Annotated in this window: 14 protein-coding genes; 12 read left to right on the top strand and 2 right to left on the bottom strand. The window is 44.8% G+C overall.

The window, feature by feature from the left end:
• Positions 1–113: 113 nt before the first annotated feature.
• Positions 114–866: an exodeoxyribonuclease III gene (locus B9A22_RS06540; protein WP_084574902.1), complete on the bottom strand. Its 753-nt coding sequence runs from the start codon at positions 864–866 to the stop codon at positions 114–116.
• A gap of 176 nt (positions 867–1,042) precedes the next feature.
• On the opposite strand from B9A22_RS06540, the gene B9A22_RS06535 reads away from it, so the two are divergent.
• The 4 genes from B9A22_RS06535 (at position 1,043) to dcuC (ending at position 5,646) form a co-directional block, all read left to right on the top strand.
• Positions 1,043–2,485 carry an NAD(P)/FAD-dependent oxidoreductase gene (locus B9A22_RS06535; protein WP_084574901.1) on the top strand — a complete coding sequence of 481 codons (1,443 nt, stop codon included), beginning with the start codon at positions 1,043–1,045 and terminating at the stop codon, positions 2,483–2,485.
• A 79-nt stretch (positions 2,486–2,564) separates the two neighbouring features.
• Positions 2,565–2,906: a DUF3870 domain-containing protein gene (locus tag B9A22_RS06530; RefSeq protein ID WP_084574900.1), complete on the top strand. Its 342-nt coding sequence runs from the start codon at positions 2,565–2,567 to the stop codon at positions 2,904–2,906.
• Between the two features lie 204 nt (positions 2,907–3,110).
• A complete protein-coding gene (locus B9A22_RS06525; RefSeq protein ID WP_084574899.1) occupies positions 3,111–4,202 on the top strand; it encodes a dipeptide epimerase in 1,092 nt (363 codons plus the stop codon).
• A gap of 79 nt (positions 4,203–4,281) precedes the next feature.
• Positions 4,282–5,646, top strand: a complete 1,365-nt coding sequence (gene dcuC, locus B9A22_RS06520; RefSeq protein WP_084574898.1) for a C4-dicarboxylate transporter DcuC — start codon at positions 4,282–4,284, stop codon at positions 5,644–5,646.
• A gap of 216 nt (positions 5,647–5,862) precedes the next feature.
• Here the strand turns inward: dcuC and B9A22_RS06515 are convergent, their stop codons facing one another.
• Positions 5,863–6,447, bottom strand: a complete 585-nt coding sequence (locus B9A22_RS06515; protein ID WP_084574897.1) for a TetR/AcrR family transcriptional regulator — start codon at positions 6,445–6,447, stop codon at positions 5,863–5,865.
• 379 nt (positions 6,448–6,826) lie between these two features.
• Here B9A22_RS06515 and B9A22_RS06510 point away from each other — a divergent pair, with 379 nt between their 5' ends.
• From B9A22_RS06510 to B9A22_RS06475, 8 genes are all read left to right on the top strand, one after another.
• Positions 6,827–8,260 carry an S-layer homology domain-containing protein gene (locus B9A22_RS06510; RefSeq protein WP_084574896.1) on the top strand — a complete coding sequence of 478 codons (1,434 nt, stop codon included), beginning with the start codon at positions 6,827–6,829 and terminating at the stop codon, positions 8,258–8,260.
• 128 nt (positions 8,261–8,388) lie between these two features.
• Positions 8,389–9,726 carry an FAD-dependent oxidoreductase gene (locus tag B9A22_RS06505; protein ID WP_084574895.1) on the top strand — a complete coding sequence of 446 codons (1,338 nt, stop codon included), beginning with the start codon at positions 8,389–8,391 and terminating at the stop codon, positions 9,724–9,726.
• A gap of 96 nt (positions 9,727–9,822) precedes the next feature.
• Entirely contained in the window at positions 9,823–11,454 is a 1,632-nt protein-coding gene (locus B9A22_RS06500; protein WP_084574894.1) for an MFS transporter, read from the top strand.
• 180 nt (positions 11,455–11,634) lie between these two features.
• Positions 11,635–12,450, top strand: coding sequence for a methyl-accepting chemotaxis protein (locus B9A22_RS06495; RefSeq protein WP_176215418.1), 816 nt, complete (start codon positions 11,635–11,637; stop codon positions 12,448–12,450).
• A 79-nt stretch (positions 12,451–12,529) separates the two neighbouring features.
• Positions 12,530–13,594 (top strand): butyrate kinase, encoded by a 1,065-nt coding sequence (gene buk / locus B9A22_RS06490; RefSeq protein ID WP_084574892.1) that lies wholly within the window; start codon positions 12,530–12,532, stop codon positions 13,592–13,594.
• Positions 13,595–13,611: 17 nt separating this feature from the next.
• Positions 13,612–14,517 (top strand): bifunctional enoyl-CoA hydratase/phosphate acetyltransferase, encoded by a 906-nt coding sequence (locus B9A22_RS06485; RefSeq protein ID WP_084574891.1) that lies wholly within the window; start codon positions 13,612–13,614, stop codon positions 14,515–14,517.
• A gap of 74 nt (positions 14,518–14,591) precedes the next feature.
• Positions 14,592–16,370 (top strand): indolepyruvate ferredoxin oxidoreductase subunit alpha, encoded by a 1,779-nt coding sequence (iorA, locus tag B9A22_RS06480; RefSeq protein WP_084574890.1) that lies wholly within the window; start codon positions 14,592–14,594, stop codon positions 16,368–16,370.
• Position 16,371: 1 nt separating this feature from the next.
• Entirely contained in the window at positions 16,372–16,953 is a 582-nt protein-coding gene (locus B9A22_RS06475) for an indolepyruvate oxidoreductase subunit beta (RefSeq protein WP_084574889.1), read from the top strand.
• Positions 16,954–17,032 lie beyond the last annotated feature (79 nt).

The raw sequence follows: 17,032 nt of genomic DNA, 5'->3' as shown, positions 1-17,032 counted from the left end.
AGTATAACTTTCCGTCTGGATAAGGGCAACATTACCCAAAGGGCACAGGCGGCTTTTCCGCTTTCGCTAAGGCTCGGCGCAAGCCGTGTTTTCTTTATTTGGAAAAAGCACTATCAGAATATCTCCAGGCCAACCGGACAATGATCACTGCCCATAATATCAGGGTAAATAATAGAATCTTTAATTGATTCTCTAAGACGGCTGGAAACTACAAAGTAATCGATACGCCAGCCAATATTACGCGCTCTCGCATTCATCATATAAGACCACCAGGTATAGGCATTCTCTTTGTCGGGGTATAAGAAGCGAAAGGTATCGGTGAATCCTAAGGTAAGCAGTGCTGTCATATTGCTTCTTTCCTCATCAGTAAAGCCGGCATTCTTCCGGTTGGATTTTGGGTTTTTAATATCAATTTCCTCGTGAGCCACGTTGAGATCGCCGCACATAATCACAGGCTTGATTTTATCAAGTTGCAGGAGATAGTTTCTAAAGTCGTTTTCCCACTGGAGGCGGTAGTCGAGGCGCATCAGCCCGCGCTGTGAATTTGGGGTATAGACATTTACTAGATAAAATTGGTCAAACTCCAGCGTGATAATTCGGCCTTCCTGATCATGCTCTTCAATATTCATGCCATAGGTAACAGCTAGAGGCTTTACTCGTGTGAAAATAGCAGTACCAGAATAGCCCTTTTTTAGTGCGCTGTTCCAATATTCATCATATCCTGCCAAAACCAGTTCGGATTGGCTTTGCTGCATTTTAGTCTCCTGAACACAGAAGATGTCAGCCTGTACAACGTTAAAAAACTCTTCAAAGCCTTTGCCGAGACAGGCTCTAAGCCCATTTACATTCCATGATATTAGTTTCAAGGCACACCTCTTCTTTCGATGAAGTTAACATTTGAGGTGTATATTCCCTATGGTCTTCTCAATATCCTTCTGGATAGTATGTCCACAGCTATATGTGTTAGCAGGATTTTACAGATTTTTGGATAATAAATATTAGAGGAAATAAGTTACTTCAACAGTTGGGGGAGGGCTTTGAAATGTATGATGTCTGTATTATTGGCGCTGGGGTCGTTGGTATGAATATTGCCAGACAGCTGTCACGGTATAACTTAAAGGTATGTGTACTTGAAAGGCATGACGACGTAAGCTGCGGCTGCTCGAAAGCCAACAGCGGGATTGTCCATGGAGGCTATTCTGATGAGCCGGGAACCTTGAAGGCTGAGCTTTGTGTCAAGGGGAATCAGATGTATGAGCAGTTAGATAAAGAGTTGAATTTTGGTTATAGAAAGACAGGATCATTAGTGTTGGCTTTTAGCGAAGAAGAGCTGGAAACACTTAAAGCACTGGCCAAATACGGCAGGCAAAACGGTGTTCAAGGTTTGAAAGTAATTAATGGCGAGCAGGCACGGGAACTTGAATCGTATTTAAGTAAAGAAGTAACAGCTGCTTTATATTGTGAAAATGCGGGAGTAACCTCGCCTTATGAGTTTGTTCAGGCATTAGCCGAAAATGCTGTTGCTAATGGTGTGGTGCTTAAACTAGAGACAGAAGTTACCCAGATTCAAAAGGTGGACGACAGTTTTAAACTGACTGCCAGTAATGGCAGTGAGACTGTTGCCCGTTTTGTGATTAATGCCGCAGGGATACATAGTGATAGCATCGCACGCATGGTCGGAATTAATGATTACCATATTATCCCACGGAGAGGTCAATATGTTTTGCTGGATAAGGATCAAAACTATCTTGTCAATTCGGTAGTTTTTCAGGTTCCTACCAAACTAGGCAAAGGTATTTTAGTGACAACAACCTATCACGGTAACTTGATGATTGGCCCTAATGCCGAAGAGATTGAGGACAAGGAAGATTTGGGAACAGACGAGAAAACGCTCGAATATATTGTACAGATGGCCCGCAAATCAGTCCCGGGTTTTGATATGCGCAGAGCTCTGAAGTCTTTTGCAGGGAATCGGCCGGTATCAAAATTAAAGGACTGGGTTATCGAAGAAAGTGTTGTCAAAGGGTTTATTAATTTGGTTGGAATTGACTCTCCTGGGCTTACCTCGTCACCGGCCATTGCCTTGAAGGTGGTCGACATTATCCGTAATGCTGGGTTACTGTTAGAGCCTAATCCGTCTTTTGCCGCGTACCGCAAACCGATCATCCAGAAGAAAGATAATACATTTGCAGGCGATATTAACGCAAGCGAACCTGAACGCCATGTTATCTGCCGGTGTGAAAAGGTAACAGAGGCCGAGATCATCGATTGCCTGCACCGGGGTGTCCCGGTAAAATCGATGGCAGCCGTCAGCTTGCGGACGCGCGCCGGCATGGGTAGTTGCCAAGGCGCATTTTGCGGTCCAAGAGTCAAGCAAGTAATCGCCCGGGAGCTTAACATTCCAATTGAAGAAGTAGCAGAACGAGCTGATGGCTCATCAACATTGATTCCGCGAGCCAAACGCATTGCTATGTTGAAAATGTGAATACTGCAGAAGGGAAATAGCTATTTTTCGCGAATATAAATAGTATATAGATTCTCTGGAAGTAGTTTGGAGAAATAGAATGTTTGCTGAAAACACCATATATTTAGTCGGTAATGCTAAGTCGCAGCAGAATAATCCAATTACCCACCATTATGGACAATTCTTTATTGGTTTTGTCGTGGAACGAGAGACTGGTAAGATTGTGACTTGTGGCAGTTCGGCGACAATTTCTACCACGGCTGAATTTATCTGCAGTTTATTTACAGGTAAAAATATGCGGGAAGATTTTGAGGTCATAAAACAGCAAGTCGAGTATCGTTATTTTGGTTCATCTCAGAAAGCCATTCTGGTAGCGTATAAAGATGCCCAAAAGAAGTATTTGCGAATCCTGAATGGACTGCCTGTTGATCTGAGTGAGTAAAACAAATAAAGCTGCTTTGTTTGCAGTACGCCTGCTAGAACTCAAGCCGCGCCGGCGTAAACGTAAGTAAAATCCAGCATGATAAGCCTTTGGAGTCGAAGGCTTTATTGTGCTGGATTTTTATGTTTGAAAGACCTTATTAAGGTTGATTATCAGGCATCGGTTTATTTAACAATAGCGTATAGAGAGGAGTCTGTGCATACAATGAAGATTAAGGCAATCAAAATCGGCAAAGTCAGCATCCCGCTAAAAAAGCCCTTTAAAACAGCTCTCCGGCAGGTAAACTCAGCAGAGGATATTATCATTAAGATGATAGCCGATTCCGGTGAGATTGGCTTTGGTAATGCCCCGCCGACAGCAGTCATTACCGGCGATAGCCAGGATTCAATCATAGCAGCCATCCGGGACACTATTGGACCTAAATTAATCGGGATGGATATTGACAACCTGGAAGGCATTATGACAACAATTGATTCCTCTATGCTGCACAATAGCTCAGCCAAGGCAGCGCTGGACATTGCTGTGTACGATTTATTTGGTAAGCGGCATAGTATCCCGCTTTACAAATTGTTTGGCGGTTACCAGACAATGATTACAACTGATCTGACCATCAGCGTTAATGCGCCTGAAGAAATGGTGCAAGATTCACTGGAGGCGGTGGCTGCAGGTTACACAGCGCTCAAGCTTAAGGTAGGTACTGATGCTGCGCTTGATATTAAGCGGGTGCAAGCCATTCGTACAGCAGTTGGCCCTGATGTGAAAATTCGGCTTGATGCCAATCAGGGCTGGGGCCCAAAGGAAGCAGTCCGAACCATCCGCAAGTTTGAAGATATGGGGCTTGACATAGAACTCATTGAACAACCGGTCAAGGCTCATGATTTCAAAGGGCTCAAATATGTTACCGATCATGTGGAAACAGATATTATGGCCGACGAAGCTGCTTTTGGTGTGTATGAGGTATATCAGCTGCTGGCTATGGAAGCTTGTGATTTAATCAATATCAAATTAATGAAAGCAGGCGGCCTGCATAATGCCATTAAAATTGCGCATTTTGCTGAGACCGTAGGTATTGAGTGTATGATGGGGTGCATGCTGGAAAGTAAGGTTGGAATCACTGCGGCAGCTAGTTTGGCAGCTGGGAAGAGGATTGTGGCTAAATCGGACTTGGATGCCGCCGTGCTGTTGGCCGAAGATCCGGTTGTTGGTGGCGTAAGCTTCACCAAAAACCAGCTCATTATTCCTGACGCGCCAGGTCTGGGGATTACTGATGTACAAGGATGGCAAGAAATTAAATAAGGAAATGTAAGGGGGTGCTTGCGAAAATTATATCTGAGGGTACAGTCTAAAGACACTAAAAAATGGAGGTAAAAGGTACATGGGCATTGTAATTTCTTTATTGGTTACTTTTTGGGTAGGCTATCTGATAGTAAAAAAGTACAAACCACAGCCTGTATTGTTTATGGCTGGTTTAATTCTCATGTTTGCTGCTGTGGCTTTTGGTCTTGGAACGATTTTACCGGCAAAAGCCAGCACAGGATCGGTACTTTTTGATGCATTCGAATTTATTAAACAGACTATGAGTTCCCGGGCGGCAGGCCTTGGTCTTAACATCATGGCTGTTGGCGGTTTTGCCCGCTATATGGATCATATTGGGGCCAGTAAAGCCTTGGTTAAGTTGACGATTAAGCCGCTGTTGGCACTCCGTTCTCCTTATCTCGTCATGGCTGGAGCCTGGGTTTTGGGTATGCTGTTAGGTTTATGCATTAACAGTGCTTCTGGGTTGGCCATGCTGCTTATGGTTACTGTTTTTCCTGTTCTCATCAGTCTTGGCGTCAGCCGTTTGTCTGCTGTTGCCGTCATTGCCACTACGCTTTGCTTAGACTGGAGCCCGAGCGATACTGGCACCATTCTTTCAGCTACAACGGCAGGAATTGATCCTGTTATATATTGGACCAACTACCAGATTCCTATTGCTGCCACTGTAATACCGGTTGTAGCGGTACTTCACTATTTTACGCAAAAATGGTTTGATAAACGGGAAGGCCATGTTGTTCAGGCTACAGAATTAGCGGCAACTGAGACAGATGAAAATATGCCGCCAATGATTTATGCAATACTGCCAGCTCTTCCTTTAGCATTAATTTTGATTTTCAGCAGTCTGTGGATATCCTGGATCAAAATGGATATTATTAAGGCTATGTTTATTGGTGTAGCTATCGGCATGATCTTTGAATATATCCGCTGTCGGGACGGAAAAAAAGTCCTAAACGACATACAATCTTTCTTTGACGGTCTTGGCATGCAAATGGCTAATGTTATTACCCTTATCGTTGCTGGTGAAACCTTTGCAAAAGGCCTCACAACTATTGGGACAATTGATGCCATTATTGCTTCTGCCCAAGCCTCTGGTTTTGGTGCGGCAGGCATGATTCTTGTTATGATTGGCATAATTGCCGTTGCCTCAGTAGTCATGGGATCTGGCAATGCTCCGTTTTTTGCCTTTGCCGCGTTAACTCCAACAGTTGCCGCCAAAATGTCAATTGCACCAGTGGTAATGCTGCTGCCTATGCATTTTGCCGCAAGTGCTGCTCGGGCCATTTCACCGATTACAGCCGTTATTGTAGTTTCTTCAAGTATGGGCGGTGTATCGCCGTTTGATGTGGTTAAACGGACAGCCATTCCCATGATTGGGGCTTTGATCGTGATTGTTGTAGCGAATTTCCTATTCTTCTATCAGTAAGACATAATTTAGAGCAGATTAACTAAAACGAAATATTGTAGAAAAAGTCACCCCGTAGGGAACGTTTTAGGTTTCCCTATGGGGTGACTTTTTCAGTCAGAGAAATGATGCCTGGTCAGATACTTGGCGATGGTTATGTTGGACTAAAGGAACATGGACGTTGCCGGTGTGTGTGTGCTTGTTTGGGCTAACGATTTTGTTTTGCCAATGTTGCACTCATGAGTTCTCGGAAAAAAAATTCAGTATGGCATCAAAATCCTTTGTGCCAACCGCCTGGAGATTTGTCTTTCCATCGTTGATACACCATTCAATATATAATCCGAATTTATATCTGATAATAATTTCGGCCAATTGTTCGGCAGGGAAGTCATTTCTAATGTCACCGGTTGCTTGCCCTTCTGCAATTATTTCCAATAGTATTGACTTTTGAACAGTACTATCACCAACAAAATGTTGATAGTGGGAATCAATCTGCACCTTAAATGAGCTTTTCATTTCCTCAAGGGAAGTGGTACTGGGATAATTAATGAATCTGTTTATTACTTTTCTAAGCTTATCTAAAGGTGGTTCGTTAAGTATTGTCTGATAATAATTCAGTAGTGCTTCCGCTGCCAATTTGTACTTAAGGATCAAAATATCTGATTTCGAATTAAAGTGATGATAAAAGGCACCTTTGGTTACTCCTAGTTGATGGCAGATTTCATTTATAGAAACGTTATCATATCCTTTCTTTTCAAAAAGCAATAAAGCGGTAGTGAAAATTTTATGTTTTTTCTCCATGGATTTCATATTACAGTTCATTGAAGTCTCCTTTGCAATACGCAATGTTCTCTCCCATTATTTTAACATAAAAGGCATAAAAAGGATAAATAAAAGATTATAACCTTAAGCATTGACAGAATAAACAACCAATTAAGACAAGAGAAAATAATCAAAATACAATTGACAAAAAATACCGAGGTATGCTATTCTTTAGATACCGCGGTATTTTTCTTAATATTCTGTGCAAACGATGGATTGCCTAATCAGGATTTGCAGTTTCAATCTATCATTGTGAATTAAGGAAGGAGGTTGCTGTTCTTTTAATATTCAAGGATTGGAATGGGACGGACTTAGAAAGGAGGATTAAAGAACTCTTTCCATATGCTAGGGTAATAAATAATTATAACAGGAGGTAAGTATGAAGAAGACACTTATTTTAGTGCTGATAATTATTTTTACAATGGGTATTTTTGGTGCGGTGTTTGCAGCCGACCCATTTACTGATGTTCCGGCGAAACACTGGGCTTACGATGCAGTAAGCAAGTTATCACAAGCAGGTTTTATAGACGGATATGGTGATCGCACCTATCGCGGTGACAAGGTTATTTCTCGGTATGAAATGGCTATTATCGTAGCCAGAATCATGACCAAAACCGATAAGGCTGATGCCGAGCAGAAAGCCATGATCGAAAAGTTGGCTAAAGAGTTTGCAAGCGAACTGGAAGGCTTGAACGTTCGCGTGAAAGCAGTGGAGAAAAAGACTAACAGTTGGATTGGTGGCGAAACCCGTATCACCTATCGGGCTGATAATCCCGCACAGCCCGGTTATCATCGGCTGAAAGCAGCTGACCAGTTTGATTGGCGTCAGCGCATCAATTTCAATGGAACAATTGGCGCGGGTGTCAACTGGAAAGCCCGCTTAGCCACATCGCCAACCAAATTTGGTAACTCCGAGTATGCTAATGGTTCGGATATGTACCTGGATATTGCCAACCTTACGTTCCAAAATGGTCTTTTGGGCATGGATACCGTTCGGGTTGGCCGCTCGCCGCTAGATGCCTTTGGTAATGGTTTGTTCGGCAAACCGATGGGGGCTGATAATATCAAGGTAACCAAAAAAATAGGTAAGAGTACTGATTTTACAGGCTTCGTCGGTAATATCAAATATCCCGGTTCGCCAGTAGCGCTGTCTAAAGCGATGTCTGACCCTAATACCGTGACTTCGGGGCAATTGGCCTTCAAGTTGGATAAGGCTTGGACTTTGAAGACAGCTGCCTGGTGGTCGGATATTGTTACTGATCAGTCGACTATGAATATTACGTCCGGTTCTTTTACTCAATCAAAGGGTTGGGATGTTTCTGTGGTCGGTAAAGTGGGAAATCTTAATGTGCTTGGTGAATACATAGCCTCTGACCTTAGTAACCCTACCGGTGTAGTGCCACATAACCCCAAAGGCTGGGCGGTACAAATTGGCAATGGTCTTCCTTGGGGCGCATTCTATCCTATCCTGAACATGGTTGATTACAGGAAGCCTGGTACAGACGCCTGGATGGTTTCTTATCGTAGTGTTGATGCAGGAACGCTGCCTACAAATGCAGGCGGATTTGATACTACTTGTACTTCCTATACTAAAAATACAATTGGCAGTGGCTGGGGTGACTATAATCCCTATACGAAGGGTACTGACAACGTAAACGTTCTCTATTTAGCCTATCAGAAAGTCTTAGCTAAGAATATGATCATGAGTATGGATTATCAAAATTTCAAAATTAAAGACATGTCGTTAACTAGCGGATTAAATGGCTCGAAACTTGATCAAACATATGCGTTGAAGTTTGAGTACTTCTATTAAAATATACCGAGGTATATAAAATAATCGTACCTAGGTATAGATTGAATCAGTACGATTGTGTGTCAAAAAACTAATAGAAGCAGCAGTGCGAGCAGATAGACTCGATTTTGTGAAGAGGAGACGTTTTTATGCAAAAAGCAATTTTAGAACCAGCACAAAACATACCTGTAGTAGAAGAAGCTGACGTAATAGTAGTTGGTGGTGGACCTGCAGGGATAGCCGCAGCCGTTACTGCAAGAAGAAGCGGAGCGAAAAAAGTTGTGCTGCTGGAGCGGTATGGCCATCTTGGTGGCATGGCAACCGGCGGGATCGTAGTTTTAATTCCTCATCTAAGTACTGGCTCACAAATTGAGCAGGCCGGGATGAATGTTGAGTGGCTGGAGCGGCTCGCCAAAAAGCCTGGTGGTGTTATTGGCACAAGTAAAGAAGATGTTGGCAGCAGTAAGCCTGAACTAATTAACTTATGGAAAAAATACTTTTCGTTCGTCTGGGCGGACCTAATTTGCTATGGGGCTTATGTTGACCCGGAAATTCTTAAGATTGTGCTAAACGAAATGGTTGAAGAAGCCAACGTGGATGTTTATCTGCATAGTTGGGGATGTAGAGCTTTAGTTAAAGATGACGAAGTGACAGGTGTAGTCTTCGAAAGTAAAGAAGGAAGAAAAGCTGTATTAGGAAAAATAGTAATTGACTGCACTGGTGACGGAGACATTTTTGCATCGGCGGGCGCAGCATTCGATTTAGATCCAAACAAAGATATTAGAAATTGTATGATGGCTCTTGTTTACAGAATAGGAAATGTTGATTTCCAAGCCTTCGCGGAGTACAAATCTGCAAAGCCGGAGGATTGGGCGAAAAAAGTTCAAAAAATTCACGAAATAGCAGGTTTCCGTACATTGCCGTTTCCAACACCCCGAAATGATGTCATGTGGGTAAACAACTGGATACCTGGTAGAGATTGCCTCAAGGTAAAGGATTTGACTGCTGTCGAGTTTGAGGTTAGAAGAACAGCTCTTCCAGTAATTGACTATCTAAAAAAAGAAGTACCAGGTTTCAATGAAAGCAGTTTCCTCCACGATACGGCACCGCAAGTCGGAACGAGGGGCAGTAGAAGACTGAAAGGTGAGTACAAAGTAATTTACGATGACATTAAACAAACCAAGAAACATGACGACGTAATTTCTGTAGTACCGGCCATTGATTTGTCAGTGTCAAAATCTGCTACGCATATACCTTATCGTGCGCTGGTTCCAGAGAAAATAAATAACCTGTTGGTTGCAGGAAGATGCTTCTCTTCGGATGTGGAGGCAAACAACTGGACCAACCTCATCCCTCATTGCATCACTCTGGGGCAAGCAGCCGGAGCCGCCGCCGCGATTGCCTTAGATTCCAATGTACAGCCAAGGAAGGTTGACATTAAGGCACTTCAAAAAACTTTGAGGAGCCAAGGTGTTTATCTGCCGTAAGGTTTGATCTAAAACGGCGTGGTTAAGATTGGTGACTATGTATTGAAACTGTTTTTCGGGTCAATACGTCATTAGTACGCAAAAGGAGGGTGAAACATGAGTACTAATTCAGAGAACCCTTTGCAGCAACCCGCGGCTATTCAACAGAATCCGTGGGAGCGACTGAACGATGGTAAGGCAATATTTGCTTTTGTGTGTGTCTTGCTAAGTTATTCTATCTACTATGTCGATCGGGCTCTGGTAACAAACATCATGCCTCGTATCGCCGGACAACTTGATGGTATGCAGTTGTATTCCTGGGTCTTCACAATTAACATGTTGATTGCGACGTGTATGGCACCGATTTGGGGTAAGTTGTCAGATACCTATGGGCGCAGAAATATATTTATGATCATGCTGGGGAGCATCATGACAGGTCTTATTTTATGCTCATTCAGCACCAGTTTTCCTATGCTTATTGTGGCCAGAGGCATCGTCGGCTTCGGGGCTGGCGGTATTCAGGCGGTTACATTCGCGCTCATCGCCGACTTATTTGCGCCGGCAGACAGGGGTAAGTACAGCGGTTGGACAACTGTGATGGTTGGTTTGGCCGGCAGTTTGATTCCTGTCACAGCCGGCTGGGTCACGGATACGTTTGGTTGGAGAGCAGCCTTTCTCATGCCGGTACCTTTGGCTGTAATTGCACTAGTCCTCGATTACTTTATTGTACCTAATGTGTGCAGCCAGACTAAACCCAAGATAGACTACCTCGGTTCGCTGCTGCTGGCAATGGCAACAGTTCCTCTCTTGCTGGCTTTCTCCTGGGCGGGGTCGCTATACAAGTGGGGAACACCGGTGAATATGAGCTTAATTGCCTTTGCCCTTATCATGTTTGTGGTCTTTTATAAGCATGAGAGCCGGACACCACATGCCCTCATTTCACCGGCTTTGCTAAAAAACAGACCTTTCGTCACGGCTGCCCTGGTGTCTGTTGGCATGGCCTTTTCTCTCTTGGGAGTCATGATTTATGTACCGTTATTCAACCAGGGAGTTCTGGGGCTTAGCACAACCGTCCACGGAGCGATAATGGCACCGAGAGAGATCTGTGGAATTGCGGCAGGCCTGATTGCCGGCTGGTTGATGAGCAAGACCAAGCGTTATAAGTGGCTGCTTATCCTTGGACCTACGTCAAGCGTGATCGTACTGGTACTGCTCAGCTATGTAGAGCCAGGCGTCAGTATCTTATATCTTACGGTGTTATTAGCTGCCCAAATGGCTTTTGGCGGTTTCATGCCTGCGGTTAATCCCATTGCGGCCCTTAACGGCCTCAAACCGGAGGAATCAGGGCAGGCAGCTGGAACGTTATATTATTTTTCAGCATTGGGCCTTGCACTGGCTCCGTCACTACTTGGCTCGGTACTGAACTCAGGCTTTAGTTCGGCCCTCCAGGCCAAGCTTACTCCGGAATTGGTTGCGTCCTTGACAACGGCGCAGAATGCGGCTATCCATAACCCGCGAATTTTGCTAAATCCGGCTGCAATGAAGAGTCTGGAAAGCTCCTTTTCCTCTCTTGGACCTAATGGTGCGGAGGTATTCCGGCAGGTTGTTGACATCGTCAGAGGCAGTATGCACCAGGGTCTTCAGGACCTCTTTCTTGTGGCTGCGGCCATTACCTTCGTATCTGTAATTTGTGCTATTAGCCTTAAAGAATTGCCGATGGCTGAAAGAGCTATCAAGCGCGGTCACTAGTTAGGCGAATAGCTACAGTCTATAATGAGAGGACGGATGTCGTCTGTCCTCTTCTCTTTCACCAGCCCATCTTCTTGGTTTTCTCAAGACTGCTGCAAGGGTGCGGAGTAAGTTGCCGGATTCCTGCGATAGTATATCCGGGTTTATGGTGCAAGTATGGATAGTTTGGGAGAGAAATCTATGAAAAAATTAGAAGCGGCGGTTGCTGCCGCAGAGGCCTATTGTAAAGTAAACGCCTATGATTGTCATGCAGTAGTGACGAATGCTGAAAGCCAAGTCATTCAATTTTTTCCTGCCCGTACCTACCACGTTGACATGAAGATCGGTACAGTGCTTACCAGCGGGGTAGTAGCAGAGTGCCTTGCTAGCCAAAAGAGAGTGTCGCGAGTAATTCCACAAAAATTCTTTGGTGTAAAACTGAAGGTAATTGTCGAACCGATTTTTGAGGATGACGGGACGCTTTCTGGGACTGTAAGTTTAGGAACATCAATGAATATGCAGGACTCACTGCACAATGTTGCTCAGTCAATCGCTGCAACTGCTGAGCAGATGCTTGCAACTGCTGAAGAGTTGGCCGCAAGCGCAGATCGCCTTGCTGTAGAGCTAAATAGGGTAAAAAGCGGTGGTGAAACTGTCTTGGCAGAAATTCGCAGGACAGATGGGATATTGAAATTCGTTAGTGAGGTGGCCGATAATTCTAACCTGCTTGGTTTAAATGCCGCCATAGAGGCCGCTAGAGCAGGGGGGCAGGGTAGGGGGTTTGCCGTGGTAGCCGATGAAATTCGAAAAATGGCAGTTAATAGTTCACAATCGGTGAAAGATATAAAAACAATATTGCAAAAAATACAAAGCGAAACACAATCTGTGGTTGGGACCATTACCGCAATTGCCGAAATGGGCAAACATCAAGCGGACGCCACTGTAGAAATTTCAGACGCTATACAACAATTGACAACAACCGCTGCCGACCTTGAAAAGATGGCGGAAATTTCGTAAACTCGTCGGCGGCTAGATAGGCTGATGACTGGGCGACGAGGAAGTTGTTTGCTATTACCCAAAACGAAGGAGCATCTTAATGGAGAGAATACTGGCAATTAATCCTGGGGCTACATCTACAAAGTTTGCCGTATTTGATGGCGAAAAACAATTGATGAAAAATACACTCGAACATCAAGGTGCGGACCTGATGAACTTTGATCGAGTCTGTGATCAATACCTGTATCGGTTGGATTTAATTTTGGCTGAGTTAACAGCAGCGGCTATTCCGTTAGAAACGTTAAATGCCGTCGTCGCCAGGGGCGGTTTGCTAAAGTCGGTGGCAGGCGGTACTTATGCCGTCAATGAGTTGATGGTAGAAGATTTGAAAAAGGCTGAGCGAGGCGAACATGCCTCAAATCTTGGTCCGGTTATAGCGAATACTCTGGCAAAACAACTCGGCATACCGGCATATATCGTAGACCCTGTGTCTGTCGATGAAATGGAGCCAGTGGCTCGGCTTTCCGGTTTACCAGACCTACCGCGAATCAGTCTATCCCACGCCCTCAATTCTAAGGCTGTAGCCCGCAGTGTGGTTAGTCAAATGGGTAAGAAGTATGATGAGGTTAATTTTGTTGTGGCTCACCTCGGGACAGGTTTTTCGGTATCTCCTCACAAAAATGGTCGAATGATCGACGTCAATAATGCTCAGGAGGAAGGGCCATTTTCTCCTGATCGCTGTGGTGGAGTACCGTCTAGACAGTTAGCGAAACTTTGCTATTCAGGAAAGTACACGGAGAAACAAATGCTTGATAAAATTTCGGGCTCAGGTGGCATGTTTGCTTATATTGGTACGAAAGATGCCAGGCAGGCAGAGGCGGCGGCAGCCGCCGGCGACATGCAGGCTAACCTGGTACTTGACGCCATGGCATATCAGGTGGCGAAGCAAATTGGTGCTATGGCAGCCGTCTTGGCCGGAAAAGTAGACAGAATAATTCTTACCGGCGGAATCGCGCATTCCGAACGTATCGTCAAAGCCATTAGCAACAGGGTCGAGTTTATTGCCCCGGTAGTTGTTGTGCCAGGTGAGGAAGAACTGGAATCATTGGCTGCGGGAGCATTAAGGGTGCTTAGAGGCGAGGAAAAAGCACAAACTTATCAATGATATGGGGGTAACTTTTTATGCTTCGCAACTTTATGGAAGTATTGGATAAAGCTAAGCGGGCTGGCCGGCAGACCATTAGTGTGGCGGCAGCGCAGGATAAGGATGTACTGCATGCAGTCAAAGCCGCCCAGGTTGCCGGCTTGGCTCAGGCTATCCTTGTTGGCGATGCCGACCTTATAAAGCCGTTACTTGGCGAGGTTGGTCTGCCAAGTGATACGCCGATTGTACATGAGCCTGAAGACAGCAAGGCGGCAATGACTGCGGTTTCATTAGTAAAAACGGGTAAGGCCCAGATTTTAATGAAAGGGTTGGTTAATAGCAGCGATTTTCTAAAAGCCGTTGTTAACAAGGAGGTAGGGCTCCGAACAGGACGCTTGCTGAGTCACCTTTCGGTCTATGAAGTTCCCGGCGGAAAAAAACTAATCTTTCTGACCGACAGTGGAATGAACGTTGCTCCTAACCAAGAGGAAAAGAAAGATATTTTAGTTAACGCAATCATGGCGGCAAGCGTGCTGGCAATTGAACGGCCGAAGGTAGCAGTTCTGGCAGCTAGTGAAATCGTTAATCCCAAGATCCAGGCTACCGTTGACGCTAAAGCCTTGGCGGATATGTACAGGCAGGGAGAATTTCCCCCGGCCATAGTCGAGGGGCCAATCGCCATGGATGTGGCGTTAAATGCTGAACACGCCAAACACAAAGGACTAACTAGCGAAGTTGCGGGCGACGTCGATATTTTCATGATTCCAAACATTGAAGCCGGTAATATTCTCAGTAAAGCATTAATCCATTATGCCAATTTCAAAAATGCCGGTGTCGTCATCGGGGCAACCCATCCTGTCGTTATGGTGTCAAGGGCCGATTCAGCTGAAGCAAAGCTCTATTCAATAGCCCTGGCCTGCTTGTTGGCAGGGGCCAAACAATAAACTTGTTTCACAAATTACCCAGTTAAAGCCATTTCTAACCCCATAAAAACTCAATAGACATACGGAGGTTAAATATGAAGAAATTGCTAACCGGCAATGAAGCGGTGGCGCAAGGGGCCTATGAGGCGGGCTTGATTTATGCGGCAGCTTACCCGGGAACCCCTAGCACCGAAATACTCGAAAACATTGCTGAATATAAAAAAGACATTATTGCTGAATGGGCTCCCAATGAGAAGGTTGCTTTGGAAAGTGTGATTGGTGCATCCATTGCAGGAGCGAGGGCGCTGGCGGCTATGAAAATGGTCGGCGTCAATGTTGCGGCTGACCCACTATTCAGCTTTGCTTATTCAGGAGTCAATGGTGGTATGATTCTAGTTAGTGCTGATGATCCTGGGCTGCATTCATCACAAAATGAGCAGGATAATCGACATTATGCCAAATTTGCCAAGATTGCAATGGTGGAGCCGAGTGACAGCCAGGAAGCAAAGGATATGGTTAAGGCGGCCTTTGAAATTAGCGAAAAGTATGGTACGCCAGTACTGTTTAGAATGACTACACGGGTATGTCATAGCAAGAGCCTGGTCGAAATCGGCGAACGTAAAGAGATAGATAAAAAGCCTTACGTTAAAAATGTACAAAAATTCGACTTGGTTCCCGCGGTATCCAGAAAACTGCGGATGGAATTAGAAGTACGACTTCAGGAGCTTACTGACTTCTCCAATGAAACAGATCTGAACTATTTCGAGTGGAATGAGAAAAAAGTAGGTATTATTGCTTCTGGCGTTGCTTATCAGTATGCTCAAGAGGTGTTTGGCAATACAGCATCCTACTTAAAACTCGGCTTTACTTATCCGTTGCCGATTAAAAAGATTAAACAGTTTGCTGCTGAGGTAGAAACCCTGTATGTGATTGAAGAACTGGAGCCGTATATTGAGGAGCAACTTAACGCGGCCGGAATCGCATGCGTCGGCAAAGCCAAAATTCCCAAAATGGGCGAATTAAGCCCTGAAGTGATTGCCAAAGCCCTGCTGGGAAAAGAAAAAACGTTAATAGAGTATGACGGTTCCAGTGTTGCTCACAGACCACCGGTACTTTGTGCCGGCTGCCCTCACAGAGGTTTCTTCTATGAACTTGGTAAGAAGAAAAACATTATGATTTCAGGAGATATTGGCTGTTACGGGTTGGGTAATGCCCCTCCATTAAATGCCAAGGACACTTGTATTTGCATGGGCGGTGCTCCGAGCATCGGGCATGGTGCACAAAAAGTGTTTAACAAGGCTGACGAAAAAATGCGGGTTGTGGCTACGGTCGGCGATTCAACCTTTTTTCATACAGGGATGAACAGCCTTGTGAATATAGTATACAACCGTAGTAATACGATTACCTGCATCCTTGACAATCGGATCACTGGCATGACTGGTCATCAAGATCATCCAGGAACAGGCTTTACGCTGCAGGGGATGCCAACCAAAGCGCTCGAAATCGCCGATGTGGTGAAAGCACTTGGTATAGACCACATCAAAACCGTCAATCCATTAAAGCTCGCTGAAGTCCAAGAAGCACTAGACTGGGCACTGGCCCTTGATGAGCCGTCGGTCATCATTACCAGATGGCCCTGCGTTCTTAAGAAACAATCTGTGAGAGATAAATCGGAATTTGGCGAATACCTGGGGACCTGTAAAGTAGATGCCGATGCTTGTATTGGCTGCAAAAAGTGCATCAACACGGGTTGCCCGGCACTACAGTTCAACGATGAAACCAAGAAAGTAAAAATTAACCCGGTACAATGTGTTGGTTGTGAAGTTTGCCTGCAGGTATGTCCTGTTACGGCCATTACGAGAGTAGGTGAATAGCATGGCAGATGTTAAAAATATATTATTGGTAGGCGTAGGTGGCCAAGGTACAATCCTTGTAGGGAAGATTTTATCTACCGGATTAATGGATGCCGGCTATGATGTGAAAATGTCAGAAGTTCACGGCATGGCTCAACGTGGCGGCAGCGTCAGCAACCAAGTTAGGTATGGCCAAAAAGTGCACTCGCCGCTCATGGGCAGGGGAGAAGCTGACATCCTGATTTCTTTTGAAACAATGGAAGCGCTGCGCTGGTTGGAATATTTAAATCCCAAGGGGGTTGCGGTAATAAATGATTACCAGATTCCCTCCGCCCCGATTCTGATGGGGAAAAGAGAATATCCCCAAGGCGTACTGGAAATCATTAAGAGCAAGGTAAAAACCACTGTGATAAAAGCTGGTGAAATTGCCGAGAGTCTGGGAAACGCCAAATCCATGAATATTGTATTATTTGGTGCTTTAGTAAAGGGTATGAATCTAACTAATATTGACTGGGAAGCTGCTATTCGAAAAAATGTGAAAGAAAGTACCGCGGACGTAAATATTAAGGCATTTAAGGCAGGCATGGAAGCGTTAGCCGAATAGCTGCTAGTGTGTATAATAATGTAAATATGAGGGATTCTTATATCTCTGTTGTAACTCTCTTCCCTGGGTGGGATGGAAG

This window comes from Sporomusa malonica (assembly GCF_900176355.1).
Lineage (GTDB): Bacteria > Bacillota > Negativicutes > Sporomusales > Sporomusaceae > Sporomusa > Sporomusa malonica.
Note: the sequence above shows the minus strand (reverse complement) of the source record. Positions and strands in the feature narration are given on the sequence as shown.